The sequence below is a fragment of the Agromyces bauzanensis genome (genome assembly GCF_014645655.1).
Lineage (GTDB): Bacteria > Actinomycetota > Actinomycetes > Actinomycetales > Microbacteriaceae > Agromyces > Agromyces bauzanensis.
In genome coordinates, this window is sequence record NZ_BMMD01000009.1 from 94,296 (window position 1) to 108,619 (window position 14,324).

General features: G+C 71.0%; 12 protein-coding genes and 1 pseudogene. 8 read left to right on the top strand and 5 right to left on the bottom strand.

Going from position 1 to position 14,324, the window contains the following annotated elements; genetic code table 11:
• Positions 1–9 precede the first annotated feature (9 nt).
• Positions 10–237: an alpha/beta fold hydrolase gene (locus IEX31_RS09565; protein ID WP_188743199.1), complete on the top strand. Its 228-nt coding sequence runs from the start codon at positions 10–12 to the stop codon at positions 235–237.
• A gap of 107 nt (positions 238–344) precedes the next feature.
• Here the strand turns inward: IEX31_RS09565 and IEX31_RS09570 are convergent, their stop codons facing one another.
• The 3 genes from IEX31_RS09570 to IEX31_RS09580 all read right to left on the bottom strand — a co-directional run bounded on the left by IEX31_RS09570 (position 345) and on the right by IEX31_RS09580 (position 3,166).
• Positions 345–1,031 (bottom strand): HAD hydrolase-like protein, encoded by a 687-nt coding sequence (locus IEX31_RS09570; protein ID WP_188743200.1) that lies wholly within the window; start codon positions 1,029–1,031, stop codon positions 345–347.
• Positions 1,032–1,114: 83 nt separating this feature from the next.
• Positions 1,115–1,810: an endonuclease NucS gene (nucS, locus tag IEX31_RS09575; RefSeq protein WP_188743201.1), complete on the bottom strand. Its 696-nt coding sequence runs from the start codon at positions 1,808–1,810 to the stop codon at positions 1,115–1,117.
• A gap of 78 nt (positions 1,811–1,888) precedes the next feature.
• A complete protein-coding gene (locus tag IEX31_RS09580; RefSeq protein ID WP_229662233.1) occupies positions 1,889–3,166 on the bottom strand; it encodes an MFS transporter in 1,278 nt (425 codons plus the stop codon).
• A gap of 352 nt (positions 3,167–3,518) precedes the next feature.
• Here IEX31_RS09580 and tdh point away from each other — a divergent pair.
• The 4 genes and pseudogenes from tdh to IEX31_RS09600 all read left to right on the top strand — a co-directional run bounded on the left by tdh (position 3,519) and on the right by IEX31_RS09600 (position 8,234).
• Positions 3,519–4,561: pseudogene (gene tdh, locus IEX31_RS09585) on the top strand (L-threonine 3-dehydrogenase).
• 3 nt (positions 4,562–4,564) lie between these two features.
• A complete protein-coding gene (locus IEX31_RS09590; protein WP_188743202.1) occupies positions 4,565–5,743 on the top strand; it encodes a glycine C-acetyltransferase in 1,179 nt (392 codons plus the stop codon).
• A 194-nt stretch (positions 5,744–5,937) separates the two neighbouring features.
• Positions 5,938–6,978, top strand: a complete 1,041-nt coding sequence (locus IEX31_RS09595; protein ID WP_188743228.1) for a LacI family DNA-binding transcriptional regulator — start codon at positions 5,938–5,940, stop codon at positions 6,976–6,978.
• Positions 6,979–7,013: 35 nt separating this feature from the next.
• A complete protein-coding gene (locus tag IEX31_RS09600) occupies positions 7,014–8,234 on the top strand; it encodes an amidohydrolase (RefSeq protein WP_188743203.1) in 1,221 nt (406 codons plus the stop codon).
• Positions 8,235–8,254: 20 nt separating this feature from the next.
• On the opposite strand, the gene IEX31_RS09605 is transcribed toward IEX31_RS09600, so the two are convergent.
• Together IEX31_RS09605 and IEX31_RS09610 are read right to left on the bottom strand one after the other, a co-directional pair.
• Complete coding sequence (locus IEX31_RS09605; protein WP_188743204.1) at positions 8,255–9,592, bottom strand: MATE family efflux transporter; 1,338 nt, start codon at positions 9,590–9,592, stop codon at positions 8,255–8,257.
• 22 nt (positions 9,593–9,614) lie between these two features.
• Complete coding sequence (locus IEX31_RS09610) at positions 9,615–9,989, bottom strand: YccF domain-containing protein (RefSeq protein WP_188743205.1); 375 nt, start codon at positions 9,987–9,989, stop codon at positions 9,615–9,617.
• Positions 9,990–10,078: 89 nt separating this feature from the next.
• Here IEX31_RS09610 and IEX31_RS09615 point away from each other — a divergent pair, with 89 nt between their 5' ends.
• From IEX31_RS09615 to IEX31_RS09625, 3 genes are all read left to right on the top strand, one after another.
• Positions 10,079–11,419, top strand: coding sequence for a TrkH family potassium uptake protein (locus tag IEX31_RS09615; RefSeq protein ID WP_188743229.1), 1,341 nt, complete (start codon positions 10,079–10,081; stop codon positions 11,417–11,419).
• A complete protein-coding gene (locus IEX31_RS09620; RefSeq protein ID WP_229662234.1) occupies positions 11,412–12,110 on the top strand; it encodes a potassium channel family protein in 699 nt (232 codons plus the stop codon). Before IEX31_RS09615 ends, IEX31_RS09620 begins: the two co-directional genes overlap by 8 nt.
• A 126-nt stretch (positions 12,111–12,236) precedes the next feature.
• Complete coding sequence (locus tag IEX31_RS09625) at positions 12,237–14,198, top strand: M13 family metallopeptidase (protein ID WP_188743207.1); 1,962 nt, start codon at positions 12,237–12,239, stop codon at positions 14,196–14,198.
• Positions 14,199–14,324: the final 126 nt, after the last annotated feature.

Below are 14,324 nucleotides of genomic sequence, written 5' to 3' on the forward strand. Positions count from 1 at the left end.
GAGACCGCCGTGGATTCGAAGAACCCCGAGCGCGGCCCGCTGCTGATCATCGGCGGCGAGCAGGACCACGCCGTGCCGCCGGCCATCACGCACGCCAGCTACCGGATCCAGTCGAAGAACCCGGGCACCGCCGAGGAGATCACGATCCCGAACCGGGGACATTCGCTCACGATCGACTCGGGATGGCGCGCGGTCGCCGACGAGGCGCTCGCGTTCGTGCAGCGCTTCGTCGAGTAGGTACCGGGTGCCGCTAACCCGCGCCACCGTGCGACGCGGGGGCGTGGCATCCGCTCGGAGACGCGCCGCGGGTCGTCGAACCGTGGCGCCGCGGCGGCGCCGGCCGCTCAGCCCAGGAGCAGGTTGCGCAGCTGGTCGGTCGAGTGCACGGTCGCGATGGCGTCGCCCGCCTCATCGGGGCCGCCGTAGCCCCACTCGACCAGTATGGTGGGCACGCCGTTGGCGAGCGCGCCGAGCGTGTCGTAGCCCCGGTCGCCGATCATGACGGCGTTGGCGGTGTCGATATCGAGATCCTCGAGGCGCCGCAGTGCCTCGGCGACGACGTCGGCCTTGGTGCTCAGCTCCTCGTCGTCGCTCGCACCGGCGATCACCGTGAAGTACCGGCTGAGGTCATGGTGATCGAGCACCGCTCGCGCCATCGACTCGGGCTTCGAGGTGGCCAGCGCGACCGGGACGCCAGCGGCGTGCAGTCGCTCGATGACGTGCCCGACGCCCGGGAACACGGGCGAGCGCAGCACGTGTTCGCCGTAGTGGTCGCGATAGACGTTGAGCGCCTCCCACGCCTCGGCGTCGGTGAACCCCGCGGTCATGCGCAGGCTGTCGAGGAGCGGCGGGCCCACGTAGGAGCGCAGCACCTCCTCGGCCGGCGCCTCGAGTCCCATCTCCGTGAACATGTGCGTGAGCGACGTGGTGATGTCGGATGCCGAGTCGACGATCGTGCCGTCGAGGTCGAACAGCACGGGCGACCACGTGCGCGGGGGCGCGATGGTCTGGGTGGGCAGAGTGGAAGTCACCGTGACATCCTACGGGTAGGGAGTCTGAGACCTTCTCAGGAGAAGAACGCTCTCATGCCGACGCCGCGAAGGCAAGAGCTGTCTCAGAACAGGCGCGCGTGGCCGCCTTCGATGCCGCGCATCGCGTCGTAGTCGAGCACGACGCAGCGGATGCCACGGTCCTCGGCGAGCGTGCGCGCCTGCGGCTTGATCTCCTGTGCGGCGAACACGCCCTTCACGGGCGCGAGCCGCGGGTCCCGGTTCATGAGCTCGAGGTACCGGGTGAGCTGTTCGACGCCGTCGATGTCGCCGCGTCGCTTGAGTTCGACGGCGACCGAGGCGCCCGAGGCATCCGTCGCCAGGATGTCAACGGGGCCGATGGCCGTCATGTACTCGCGGCGCACGAGCCGGTGCCCCTCGCCGAGCAGCTCGATCTGTTCGGCGAGCAGTTGTTGCAGGTGCGCCTCCACGCCGTCCTTGACGAGGCCGGGGTCGACGCCGAGCTCGTGCGCCGTGTCGTGCAGCACTTCATGGATGGACACCACGAGCTGGTCGGCCGTCTTCTGGTGGGTGACCTTCCAGACCTCGACGACGCCGGCCGCCTGCTGGTCGTCGTCGGGCTCGATCGACGCGAGGGTGCACGGCGGGCTCATCCAGTTGAGCGGCTTGTAGCTGCCGCCGTCGGAGTGCACGAGCAGCGAGCCGTCGCCCTTCACCATGAGCAGCCGGGTCGCGAGCGGCAGGTGAGCGGAGAGTCGCCCCGCGTAGTCGACGGAGCAACGGGCGATGACGAGGCGCACCTGTCGAGTGTACGGCGAGCCGCCGACGCGTGAGGCGCCGGGCGGCGTCGGCGGGCCGGCCGGGCGGATGCCCCGCCGTCAAACCCCCGATCCGGCGTGCGGCCCCGTGCGCTCACGCGCGGCCGGCGCCGCGAGCCCGGCGATCACCATGAGCACGAGGAGCGCGAGCAGCGCGTTGAGGATCCCGAACTGCTGCCCGAGGAATCCGAGGACGGGCGGCCCGACGAGGAACGCGCAGTAGCCGATGATCGCCACCGCACTCACGCGCGCCGCGGCCAGCCGCCGTTCGGGCACGTCGGCGGCGGCCGACATGCCCACGGGGAACCCGAGCGAGGCGCCGATGCCCCAGAGCACCGTGCCGACGATGAGCATCCACGGGTCGGTGCCGAAGATGAAGAGGGCGAGGCCGGCGACGCCCGTCGCGGCGAGCACGCGCAGCGTCGGCACGCGCCCGAACCGGTCGATCACGGGTCCGCCGAGGATCCGGGCGATGGTCATGGCGACCGTGAATACGGTGAACACCGCGGCGCCCGTCGTCGCGTCGTATCCGTGCCCGTCGACCACCGCGAGCGCGAGCCAGTCGTTTGCGCTGCCCTCGGCGAAGGCCATGCCGAGCATGATGACGCCGATGAGGAGCAGCCGCACGTCGGTCCAGACGGCGAGGCTCTCACGCACGCGCTGCCGAAGCGGAAGGTGCGGCGCATCCTCGCCCTCGTCGTGGTGGGGCGCCTGCGCCGGAACGAACCGCACGGCCACCACGACGGCCAGCGCGATGAGCAGCGCCATGGCGCCGAGGTGCCAGGAGAGCGGGATGCCGAGGGCGGATGCCGCGGCCGCGAGCCCGGCGCCGGCTACCGTGCCGAAGCTGAAGAAGGCGTGCATGAGCGGCATGAGCGTGCGGCCGATCTCGCGCTCCGCCTCAGCGCCCTCGACGTTCATCATGACGTCGACGGCGCCGTTGCCGAATCCGAAGAGCGCGAGGCCCGCGACCACGAGCAGCACCGACGAGATCGCCGAGCCGCCGAGTCCCACGAGCACGAGCCCGACCGAGACGACCGCCATCACCCCCGCCATGCCGACACGGGCACCGAGCCGGGCGAGCAGCCACGGCGCGGCGATGAGTCCCACGATGGAGGCGATCGAGCCGCTCAGGATGACGAATCCGACGCCCTGCGTGGTGAGCTCGGCGTGGTCGCGTATCGCCGGGATGCGCGCCATCCAGCTCGCCATGCTGAAGCCCGAGACGAAGAAGACCGCGAAGATCGCGTTCCGCCACGCGACGAGTTCGCGCCGCGTGCGGGGCTCGGTGGTCTGGCGCTCGGCCATGGCGGGTGCGGTGTCTCCGTACTGCGACATTGCTGCCTCGTCGTCGAAGTCGGGCCCGGGGAGTGGCGGGGTCGGATGGTCGAATCGATTCGACTCGAATCGATTCGACCATGATACTGAGGGTGGCCCCGTCCTGCAAGCGGCGGATGCCGCCGGGACGGTCCAGCCCGCAGCGCGCGTGCGCGGTATCCGCTCGCCCGGGATCCCGGACCGGCCGTTCGCGCGTCACGGGCGCGCGGCATCCGCTCGCCCGGTGCGTCGCGACGCGGCATCCGCTCGGGCTCGTGACTACGATGTTCGGGTCACCTCGCGCGCGCCGTGACCGCGGTGTGCGAGCTCGGCGCCGCAGACCCCGCGGTGCCCGGACGAAACGGACCCGCCGATGAAGGCCCTGTACAAACCCGCGCCCCGCGCCGGCCTGGAGTACGTCGCCCGTCCCGAGCCGGAGCCCGGTCCGGCCGAGGTGAGGATCCGGTGCTCCGCACCGGCATCTGCGGCACCGACCTGCACATCGAGCGGTGGGACGACTGGGCCGCCGCCGGGATCCGGGCGCCGCTCATCCCCGGCCACGAGTTCTCCGGCGAGGTCGTCGAGGTCGGCGAACCGGTGCACGACGTCGCCGTCGGCGATCGCGTCTCGGGCGAGGGCAACATCGTCTGCGGCATGTGCCGCAACTGCCGTGCCGGCCGGCGCCAGATGTGCATCCGCACCAAGGGCGTGGGCCTGCATCGCGACGGCGCCTTCGCGGAGTACGTCATCATCCCCGGCGAGAACGTCTGGGTGCATCACGCGGGCGTCGATCCCGACGTGGGCGCCATCTTCGACCCGTTCGGCAACGCCGTGCACACCGCGCTCGCCTTCTCGGTCGTCGGCGAGGACGTGCTCGTCACCGGCTGCGGGCCGATCGGCCTCATGTCGATCGCGGTCGCTCGCCACGTCGGCGCCCGGTTCATCGTCGCGAGCGACGTGAGTCCGGCGCGCCTCGAGCTGGCGGCGAAGATGGGGGCGGATGCCACGGTCGACGTGTCTCGCGAGCGGATCGCCGACGTGCAGCCTCGCCTCGGCATGCGCGAGGGATTCGACGTCGGCTTCCAGATGTCGGGGTCTGCGAAGGCACCGCCCGAGATGATCGAGAACATGAACCACGGCGGCCGCATCGCCCTGCTCGGGCTTCCGAGCGAGCCCCATGCCGTCGACTGGGCAAAGGTCGTCACGCACATGCTGACCCTGAAGGGCATCTACGGTCGCGAGATGTTCGAGACGTGGAACTCGATGCGCGCCATGCTGCAGAACAGCGAGACGCTGCGCGCGAGCATCGCGTCGATCATCAGCAACCGCTACGCTACGCGCCAGTGGCGCGCCGCCTTCGATGCCGCCGGGTCGGGCGGCGTCGGCGAGGTCATCCTCGACTGGACGGAGCTGTAGGAAATGTACGGATCGGTGAAGGACGGGCTGCGCGCCGAACTCGACGAGATCGAGGCGGCGGGGCTCACGAAACGCGAGCGCGGCATCCACGGGCCGCAGTCCTCGGAGATCGAGGTCGGCGGCCGCGAGGTGCTGAACTTCTGCGCCAACAACTACCTGGGCCTCGCGAACGACCCGCGCATCGTCGCAGCCGCGCACCGCGGCCTCGACGAGTGGGGATACGGCCTCGCGAGCGTGCGTTTCATCTGCGGCACGCAGGAACTGCACCTCGAACTCGAGCGACGGGTCTCGGAGTTCCTGGGCTACGACGACACCATCCTGTTCTCGTCGTGCTTCGACGCGAACGGCGGCGTCTTCGAGGTGCTCTTCGGCGAAGATGACGCGATCATCTCCGACGAGCTCAACCACGCGTCGATCATCGATGGCATCCGGCTCTCGAAGGCGCAGCGCCTCCGCTATCAGAACCGCGACCTGGCCGACCTCGAGGCGCAGCTCGTCGCGGCATCCGGCGCCCGACGCCGCGTGATCGTGACCGACGGCGTGTTCTCGATGGACGGTTACATCGCGCCGCTGCGGGAGATCTGCGACCTCGCCGACACGTACGACGCGCTCGTGTTCGTCGACGACTCGCACGCCGTCGGCTTCGTCGGCGAGCACGGCCGGGGCACGCCCGAGTACTGCGGCGTCGAGGGCCGGGTGGACATCACGACCGGCACCTTCGGCAAGGCGCTCGGCGGGGCATCCGGCGGCTACGTCGCGGCCCGGCAGGAGATCGTCGACCTGCTGCGCCAGCGCGCGCGCCCGTACCTGTTCTCGAACACGCTCGCACCGATGATCGTCGCGGGAACGATCGAGGCGCTGCGGCTCGTCGAGGGCTCAGGGGAGCTGCGGTCGAGGCTCACCGCGAACGCGGCGCTGTTCCGCTCGCTCATGGACGCGGAGGGGTTCGACCTGCTGCCCGGCCTACACCCGATCGTGCCGGTCATGTTCGGCGACGCGGCGCTCACGGCGCGCGTCGCCGACGCCCTGCTGGAGCGCGGCGTGTACGTGACCGCGTTCAGCTACCCCGTGGTGCCGACGGGCGCGGCGCGGATCCGCGTGCAGCTCTCGGCGGCGCACTCGGAGGACGAGATCCGGCGTTGCGTCGCGGCGTTCGTCGGGGCGCGCGACGCGGTGCTGTGACGTCCGGGGTTCGCGAGTCGCAGGAGCATCGTCGCGCCGCCCCGAGGGGCGCCGGCGTGTCGTCCGAATCGTCCTTCAACCGGTGAAGGGGCGCGGGTGAACGTGAGTGCGTCGGCGCCGGGGGCGGCTCGAATCGATTCGACCGTAGAATCGAAGGCGTGACCCGCGAACCCGCCACCACGACCAGTGCCATCATGCGCCCGACGCTCGCCGACGTCGCCGCCAAGGCCGGCGTGTCCGCGTCGACCGCGTCGCTCGCCTTCAGCGGCTCGGGTCCGGTGTCGGATGCCACGAAGGAGCGCGTGCTCGCCGCGGCCGCCGAGCTCGGCTACGGCGGGCCCGACCCGCGCGCCCGCTCGCTGCGCCGCGGTCGCTCGGGCATCGTGGCCGTCGTCCTGGCAGAACGCGTGCGGGCCGCATTCCTCGACCCCGTGAACATCCAGATGCTCGACGGCATCACCGAGGGCATCGCGCCGCTCGGCGCGGGCCTCCTGCTCCTCACCGACACGGGCGAGGAGGGCGGCAACGCCGTCGGCATCGAGAGCGCGCCGGTCGACGCCGTCGTGCTCATCGGCTGCAGCCCCCGCGTCGGCCGCTCCGTGGAGGTGCTGCGGCGCCGCGGCATCCCGTCGGTGGCGATCGAGGGCGCCGTCGGCGAGGACATCCCCGAGATCTCCATCGACAACCGCGAGGCGACACGGCGCGGTGCGGAGTACCTGCGGGACCTCGGTCACACGGACGTCGCGATCGTCACGCTTCCGTTCGACGCCGCCCGGACCCGCGGGCCGCTCACGCCCGAGCTCGAGCGCGGCAGCACGGCCGACACCGCGAGCGAGCGGCTGCGCGGTGCGCGCGACGTGTTCCCCGAGATCAGCGGCCGCGTCGCCGCGACGAGTTCCATCGAGGAGGGCCGCGAGGCGGGGAAGGTCCTGCTCACCGTTCCGGCGCACCGGCCGACCGCCATCATCGCGCAGAGCGACCTGCTGGCGACGGGCGTCGTGCTCGCCGCCGAGGAGCTGGGGCTTTCGGTGCCCGGCGACCTCAGCGTGCTCGGCTTCGACGGCATCCGGGTCGACGGACTGCAGCACGACCTCACCACCCTCGAGCAGCCGTCGGTCGACAAGGGGCGCGCGGCCGGCGAGGCGGTCGTGAGCATGCTCGCCGGGGAGCCGCCCGCGTCGCGGTGCTTCACGAGCACGCTGCACGTGGGCGACACGACGGCTCCGCCGAGATGACGGCGCAGGTCGGGGCTCGCTCGTAGGCTGGCGGGATGACCCTCGACCTCGCCGCGGTCTACCGCGACCTGCACGCTCATCCCGAGCTCTCGTTCCAGGAGCACCGCACCGCTGGCATCGTCGCCGGCGCGCTCGACCAGCTCGGGCTGGCCGTCATGTCCGGCATCGCCGGCACGGGCGTCGTCGGCGTGCTCGAGAACGGCGATGGACCGACCGTACTGTTGCGCGCCGACATGGACGGGCTGCCCGTCGAGGAGGCGACCGGCCTGACCTACGCGAGCACCGCGCGCGGCACCGACCCCGATGGCAACGACGTGCCGGTCATGCACGCCTGCGGCCACGACGTGCACGTCACCTGCCTCCTCGGGGCGACCGAGCGCCTCGTCGCCGAGAGTGCGTCCTGGTCGGGCACCCTCGTCGCGCTGTTCCAACCCGCGGAGGAATGGGGCGGCGGGGCGGAGGCGATGATCGCCGACCGGCTGTTCGACCGCGTGCCGAAGCCCGACATCGTGCTCGGCCAGCACGTCGCGCCCTTCCCCGCCGGGTTCGCCGGCGTCCGCTCCGGGCCCGCCATGGCGGGGGCCGACTCGCTCACGATCCGCCTGTACGGCACGGGCGGCCACGGCTCGCGGCCCGAGACCACGGTCGACCCGGTCTACCTGGCGGCATCCACGACGGTGCGCCTGCAGGGCATCGTCGCGCGAGAGGTGGCGGCGACGGATGCCGCGGTCGTCACGGTCGGCCAACTGCACGTGGGCACGAAGCACAACATCATCCCGTCGGAGGCGATGCTCGGCCTCAGCGTACGAAGCTTCGACGAGGTCGTGCGCGAGAAGGTGCTGGCGTCGATCGAGCGGATCGTCAGGGCCGAGGCCGCAGCATCCGGAGCCCCGAAGGAGCCCGAGATCGTGTACGACGAGCGATTCCCGGTCACCGTCAACGACCCGGCCGCGACCGAGCGCACGGCCGGCGCGCTGCGCGCCGCACTCGGCGCGGAGCGTGTCATCGACCCGGGCCCCGTCTCGGGCAGCGAGGACGTGGGAGTGCTGGCGTCGGCAGCCGGTGTTCCGCTGGTCTACTGGTTGCTCGGCGGAATGGATCCGTCGTTCTTCGGCGACGCGCTGCAGACGGGGCGCATGCCGGACGACATCCCCTCGAACCACTCGCCGCACTTCGCGCCGCTCATCGAGCCCACGCTGTCCACGGGTGTCGCCGCCCTGGTGGCGGCCGCGAGGGAGTGGCTCGCGACGGACTGAGCGGCGGGCGGGCGGCCGGCTCAGGCCGGCGCGCCCGTCACCATCCACGCGCTGCCGCGGGCGCGCCACGACAGGGTCGCCGCCCGCGCCGCGAGGTAGCCGAGGGCGAACGCGGCCATGAGCCACGCCGGACCGGCCGCGCCGGCGGGGGCGACCGCCACGACCCACAGCGCGAGGGGCACGAACGCGGCGAGGTTCACGAGGCCCGTCCACGCGAGGTATCGCGCGTCGCCCGCGCCGATCAGCACGCCGTCGAGCACGAACACGACGCCACCGAGCGGCGCCGAGATGCCGAGCACGACGAGCGTGGGCGGCAGCAGCGCCGCCACCTCGGACGAGCTCGTGAACACCGCGGGCACCACCCACGCGGTGGCGATGACGATCGCTCCGAGCACCGCCCCGCTCGCCGTGCCCCACTGCAGGCAGCGACGCAGCACCGCGCGCACCGACGCCAGGTCGCCCGCGCCCAGGCCGAGACCGATGAGGGCCTGCGCGGCGATCGCGAGCGCGTCGAGTGCGAACCCGATGGTGAAGTACAGCGTCATGGCCACCTGGAAGGCCGCGAGCTCGTTCGAGCCGAGCGACGTCGCCGCCCAGGTCGCGATGAGCAGCGCGGCGCGCAGGCTCACGGTGCGCAGGAACAGCCACCCGCCCGACGTCGCACCGCGCAGCACGCCCGCGTGGTGCGGCCATGGGCTCGCCCCGACCCGAGCGCCGTGCCGGGTGATCACGACGACATAGACGAACACCATGCCCCACTGCGCGACGACCGTGCCGATCGCCGACCCCGCGATGCCCCACCCGGCGACGTAGATGAAGACGTAGTTGAGGGCGACGTTCGCCGCGAACCCGATGCCGGCCACCCGGAGCGGCGTGCGGGTGTCCTGCAGCCCGCGCAGGAGGCCGGTCGCCGCGAACACCACGAGCATGGCCGGCAGGCCCGCCATCGAGATCGCGAGGTACGCGGATGCCTCGGCCGCGACGTCGGGGGGCGCCCCGAACGCGCCCACCAGCACGGGCGCGGCGAACCATCCGGCGACCGCGAGCACCACGCCGAGACCGAGTGCGAGCCACACGCCGTCGATGCCGGATGCGACCGCCCCGCGCTCGTCACCCGTGCCGAGCCGTCGCGCGACGGCCGGCGTCGTCGCGTAGGCGAGGAACACCATGAGCCCGATGATCGTCTGCAGGATCGCGCTCGCGAGCCCGAGCCCGGCGAGCGGCGTCGCGCCGAGGTGGCCGACCATGGCCGTGTCGGCGAGCAGGAAGAGCGGTTCCGCGACGAGCGCGCCCAGCGCGGGCACGGCGAGGCGCAGGATGTCGCGGTCGACCGCGCGGCGGGCGGCGGTGGTGCTCATGGTGCGCGGGCGGGGCATCCGCTCAGCCCTTGTCGACGATCTCCTTGCCGAGCGGCGCGAGCGAGACGGGGATGAGCTTGAAGTTCGCGATGCCGAGCGGGATGCCGATGATCGTGAGGCACAGCAGGATGCCGGTGAACAGGTGCTCGAGCGCGAGCCACCAGCCGGCGAGGATCACCCACGCCACGTTGCCGAGGAACGACCACGCGCCCGACGTGGGCTTCGAGACGACCTCGCGACCGAACGGCCACGCGGCGTAGTAGGCGATTCGGAACGACGCGAGCCCCCACGGGATCGTGACGATGAGCACGCACATGATGAGCCCGGCGACGACGTAGCCGATGAACAGCCAGACGCCCGCGAGCACGAACCAGATGATGTTCAGCACGGTGTTCATGTCGGCTTCCATCCAATCACGTCGCACCGGCATCCGAGGTCTAGTGTGTCTCCGTGACCATTCGCGAGGGCCTGCGATCGGGTCGACGGATGCTCCGCCGCCGGTCGCTCTCGTTGCACCCGGCGCAGGCCGTCGTGGTCGGCTTCGCCGGCGCGATCCTGGCCGGCACGATCCTCCTGTGGCTGCCGGTCTCCTCGACGGACGGTCGCTCGCCGTCCCTCGTGGACGCCCTCTTCACCGCGACCTCCGCCGTCTGCGTCACCGGCCTCACGGTGCTCGACACACCGTCGGATTGGAGCCCGTTCGGCCAGGTGGTCATCATGCTGCTGATCCAGCTCGGCGGCCTCGGCATCATGATCTTCGCATCGCTCATCGGCCTCGTTCTGGCGCGCAAGATGAGCGTGCGCTCGAGGCTCAATACCGCCGCCGAGGCGAAGGCGGTGGGATTCGACGACGTGCGGGGCCTCGTGCGGGGCATCGTGCTCATCTCGCTGACGATCGAGGCCGCGACCTTCCTCCTGCTCTTCCCGAGGTTCCTGTTCGGCTATGGCTACGACCTCGGCGAAGCGGCCTGGCACGGGATGTTCCACGCGGTCTCGTCGTTCAACAACGCCGGCTTCGCGCTGTACACCGACAACCTCATGGGCTTCGTCGACGACCCGTTCATCTGCCTGCCCATCGCGGCCGCGGTCATCCTGGGCGGGCTCGGGTTCCCCGTGATCATGCAACTGCGCCGCGAGTTCCGCCAGCCGCTGCACTGGTCGATGAACACGAAGCTCGTGCTCTGGGCGACGTTCGTGCTGCTGGTCGGCGGCACCGTCTACATCACCGCGATCGAGTGGGAGAACCCCGACACGCTCGGCGCCTTGGACCCCGGGGCGCGCCTGCTCGCCGGCTTCTTCCATTCCGTGCAGGCGCGCACCGCAGGCTTCAACTCCCTGGACATCGGCGCGATGCACGATGAGACGTGGCTCGGCATGGATGTGCTCATGTTCATCGGCGGCGGCCCGGCCGGCACCGCCGGGGGCATCAAGGTCACGACCTTCGCGGTGCTCTTCTTCATCATCCTGACGGAACTGCGCGGCGAGGGCGCGGTGAACATCTTCGGCAAGAGGCTGTCGCGCGCGGTGCACCGCCAGGCGATCACGGTCGCGCTCATCGCGTTGGGCGCGGTCATGACCGGCGTCGTCGCGCTGATGTTCATCACGGGCCTCGACCTCGACCGTGTGCTCTTCGAGGCGGTGTCGGCGTTCGGCACGGTCGGCTTGTCGACGGGCATCACCGCGCAGCTCCCCGATGCCGCGAAGCTCGTGCTCGTCGTCCTCATGTTCCTGGGCCGGCTCGGCCCGCTGACCCTCGGCTCGGCGATCGCGCTCCGCGAGCGCCGCATCCTGTATGAGTACCCGAAGGAAAGGCCCGCAATTGGCTAGATTCCCGATCTTCGGCGGCGACGTGTCGCGCCGCATCGCCGAAGCCGACTCGGTCGCCGTCATCGGCCTCGGCCGGTTCGGCCGTTCGCTCGCGCTCGAGCTCATGGCCAAGGGCACCGACGTGCTCGGCATCGACGCCGACGAGGAGATCGTGCAGGCGCTGAACGGCGTGCTCACGCAGGTGGTCCGCGCCGACTCCACCAAGGAGGAGGCGCTCCGTCAGCTCGCGGTCGACGAGTTCGACCGCGTCGTCGTCGCCATCGGCGACGACATCTCCGCGTCGATCCTCACGTGTTCGGTGCTGCTCGGCATGGGGGTGCCCGTCATCTGGGCGAAGGCGCTCGACGACCGCCACGGTCTCATCCTCGAGCAGCTCGGCGTGCAGCACGTGATCTACCCCGAGAAGGACATGGGAAAACGTGTCGCGCACCTCGTGCGCGGCGCGGCGCTCGACTACATCGAGGTCGACCCCGGCTATGCGCTCGTGAAGGCGTCGGCTCCGGCGGTGCTGCTCGGCAAGCGCCTCGGCGACACCGGGCTCCGCCACGCCTACGGGGTCACGATCGCCGCCTTCAAGCGCGACGACCAGGGCTGGACGAACGCCGATGCCGACACCGTGCTGGCCGCGGGCGACAAGATCCTCGTGGTCGGGCCCACCTCCTCGGCCGAGAACTTCGCGCAGCTGCGGTAGGGGATTCCGCCGCGGTCTCGTCGCGTGCCCGCGACGTCCCCGACCCCGACCCCGACGCTGCGAGTCGGCCCAGAGGCGCGCCGTCGCGGCATCCGCCTCGAGCCCTCGCCCACGTAGGCTGTGGGAATGACGAAGCTCCCCTCAGGCATCGCGCTGGATGAACTCGACGAGGGGGTGCGTCCGCAGGACGACCTCTTCCGGCATGTCAACGGCAAGTGGATCGAGCGCACCGAGATCCCCGCCGACAAGGCCCGCTACGGCTCGTTCCTCGTGCTGCACGAGGAGGCCGAGCACGCCGTGCGCGAGATCATCGAGGAGGCGCAGCAGGCCGAGCCCGGCACGGAGGCCCGCAAGGTCGGCGATCTCTACGCGAGCTTCATGGACGAGCAGCACGTGAACCTGCTCGGCGCGACGCCCATCGCCGGACAACTCGTCGACGTGGCGCTGATCGGCTCGATCGAGTCGTTCCTCGGCACCCTGGGCCGGCTCGAACGGCAGGGCGTCTCGGGGTTCGTGCAGCTGTACGTCGACAACGACCCGGGCGACCCCGAGCGCTACCTGGTGTTCGTCGAGCAGGGCGGCATCGGCCTACCCGACGAGAGCTACTTCCGCGAGGAGCGCTTTGAGGCCATCCGCGAGGCCTACCGGGCGCATCTCGAGCGCATGTTCGGCCTCGCGCAGCTCGACGATCCGGCCGCGCGCGCCGCCCGGGTGCACGAGCTCGAAGCCGACCTCGCGAAGGCGCACTGGACCAACGTCGACACGCGCGACAGCCACAAGACGTACAACCTGTATCAATGGCCGGATGCCGCGGCCGCGGCATCCGTCGACCTGCTGGTGTGGCGGGACTCGATGGGTGTGCCCGAAGGCGCGTTCGACGAGCTCGTGCTGCGCGAGCCCTCGTTCGTCGAGGGGCTCGGCGCGCTGCTCACTGAGGAGCGGCTTCCGGCGTGGAGGGACTGGCTCGCCTGGCAGGTGATCCGCTCGAGCGCCGCCTACCTCTCGAACGACTTCGTCGAGGCGAACTTCGACTTCTACGGCCGCACCCTGAGCGGCACGCCGCAGCTGCGCGAGCGGTGGAAGCGCGGCGTCTCGCTCGTGGAGGGCGCCATGGGCGAGGCCGTGGGCCGCATCTACGTCGAGCGGCACTTCCCGCCCGCCGCCAAGGCTGCGATGGACGACCTGGTCGCGAACCTCGTCGAGGCGTACCGGCGGTCGATCTCGGCGCTCGAGTGGATGGGCGACGAGACGCGCGCCAAGGCCCTCGAGAAGCTCGCGAAGTTCACGCCGAAGATCGGCTACCCGGTGAAGTGGCGCGACTACTCATCGCTCGAGATCGACCCCTCGAACCTCATCGGCAACGTGCGGGCGACGGCGGAGTTCGAGTTCAATCGCGAGCTCGGCAAGATCGGCAAGCCCATCGACCGCGACGAGTGGTTCATGACGCCGCAGACCATCAACGCGTACTACAACCCGGGGTTCAACGAGATCGTGTTCCCGGCCGCGATCCTGCAGCACCCGTTCTTCGACGCCACGCGGGATGCCGCGGCGAACTACGGCGCGATCGGCGCCGTCATCGGGCACGAGATCGGGCACGGGTTCGACGACCAGGGTTCGAAGTACGACGGCCACGGCCGGCTCGTCGACTGGTGGACCGAGGCCGACCGGGCCGCGTTCGAGGAGCGCACGAAGGCACTCATCGCCCAGTACGACGCCCTGAAGCCGGAACAGCTCGACGGCGACGACCACCACGTGAACGGCGCACTCACCATCGGCGAGAACATCGGCGACCTCGGCGGGCTCGCGATCGCCTGGAAGGCCTACCAGCTCTCGCTCGGCACGGCGAAGCCACCCGTGATCGACGGCCTGACCGGCGCGCGGCGGTTCTTCCTGTCGTGGGCGCAGGCGTGGCAGATGAAGGGTCGCGACGAGGAGGTCATCCGCCTCCTCGCAATCGATCCGCACTCGCCGAACGAGTTCCGGTGCAACCAGATCGTGCGCAACATCGACGAGTTCTACGGAGCGTTCGAGGTGACCGAGCGCGACGCGCTGTGGCTCGATCAGGCCCAGCGCGTCACCATCTGGTAGCACGGGCGTGCCTCCGTGCACGCGCGGCCGGGGGCCGGCCCGCGCCACGCTCCGCCCGTGCGTTCGGAGCGGCATCCGTGCGTTCTACACTGGCTTCGGAGTGACTTCCGACGACGCCCTCCGGCT

What these genes read in the sequence shown, in the direction of transcription:
- IEX31_RS09580 (WP_229662233.1), bottom strand. Translation starts at nt 3,166, where the DNA reads ATGTCGCAGTACGGAGACACCGCACCCGCCATGGCCGAGCGCCAGACC.
- IEX31_RS09590 (WP_188743202.1), top strand. Translation starts at nt 4,565, where the DNA reads ATGTACGGATCGGTGAAGGACGGGCTGCGCGCCGAACTCGACGAGATC.
- IEX31_RS09595 (WP_188743228.1), top strand. Translation starts at nt 5,938, where the DNA reads ATGCGCCCGACGCTCGCCGACGTCGCCGCCAAGGCCGGCGTGTCCGCG.
- IEX31_RS09600 (WP_188743203.1), top strand. Translation starts at nt 7,014, where the DNA reads ATGACCCTCGACCTCGCCGCGGTCTACCGCGACCTGCACGCTCATCCC.
- IEX31_RS09605 (WP_188743204.1), bottom strand. Translation starts at nt 9,592, where the DNA reads ATGAGCACCACCGCCGCCCGCCGCGCGGTCGACCGCGACATCCTGCGC.
- IEX31_RS09610 (WP_188743205.1), bottom strand. Translation starts at nt 9,989, where the DNA reads ATGAACACCGTGCTGAACATCATCTGGTTCGTGCTCGCGGGCGTCTGG.
- IEX31_RS09615 (WP_188743229.1), top strand. Translation starts at nt 10,079, where the DNA reads ATGCTCCGCCGCCGGTCGCTCTCGTTGCACCCGGCGCAGGCCGTCGTG.
- IEX31_RS09625 (WP_188743207.1), top strand. Translation starts at nt 12,237, where the DNA reads ATGACGAAGCTCCCCTCAGGCATCGCGCTGGATGAACTCGACGAGGGG.